Genomic DNA, 965 nt, shown 5'->3' on the forward strand with positions numbered 1-965 from the left:
ATTCACCCGATTCATCGGAATCTTACGACCGATTCCAAAAATACCTGTTGCCACACAACCCGCAAAAAACAACAATAGCACGCTCTTTTTCATAATTTCCTATTTTTAATACGACTAAAAAATGATTCTCTCGTTCCATTCAGAATAAAATTAAAAGCCGGCAACCGGTTTACGTTAACGGGTTCCGATAGAGATCTCGAAACCGTGACGCTTACCGTATTGTTCTTTTGGTCTTCTGCTTCAAAATGCCCTATAAAACGGTTCCAGCTATTTATGTCGATCAACAGGCATCCTGCCGATATAGGCCTTTTCTTAACAGTCAGTCCCGTAAGATTATTTTCCCCAGGCTTGTGTATATTAATACCTGCTGCGTATGTCCGGCCATCGGTATATGCCGGATTTTCGTATCCTAATTCTATTCTCCCGCTACCGTCGGTATCTTCCATTCGCAAAGCCGTATAAGCCCCCTTATGCATGCCTACTTTCGCATGATAAGGACCTTCCGGAACCGTAGCATAGTCGCTTCCCGAAGGATTCGTACAGGCCGCATATGTCTCGGTCGTTCCGTCTGCCAAATAAACCGTGGCAGTAGAAGAACCTATATTATAGCCGTTATCCTTGTCAAAAGTTTTGTTATCTGAAAAAAATATGGCCTGCGCATACAAACCCTGCAATAAATTACCGTCTACATCATAAGATTTATCTTCATCTACCCACTCATATCCTGTAAAAATCACCTCTCCTTCTATTCTGTCATAAGTCAATCGCCACGATTCCCCATCCGGGTCTACATATTTCACCGGATTATTATTACAATAGGCATAGGGCGATATGGAGTAATATTTCTCACAGAGCGGATCCATCGTCATAAATCGGCAGAGAGCCGGATAATACATACGGGCATCGAAGTCGTAACTGTCATAGCCGTGCAGCTCTATAAACTCCTTTCCTCCGTATTTGTACGG

1 protein-coding gene is annotated in these 965 nt (G+C 43.0%); it reads right to left on the reverse strand.

The features are described 5' to 3' along the window. Positions 1–89: 89 nt before the first annotated feature. Positions 90–965: RHS repeat-associated core domain-containing protein (locus tag HMPREF9448_RS03695; RefSeq protein WP_008861246.1), on the reverse strand; the 876-nt coding region annotated here is incomplete at its 5' end.

Source organism: Barnesiella intestinihominis YIT 11860 (assembly GCF_000296465.1).
Classification (GTDB): Bacteria; Bacteroidota; Bacteroidia; order Bacteroidales; family Barnesiellaceae; genus Barnesiella; species Barnesiella intestinihominis.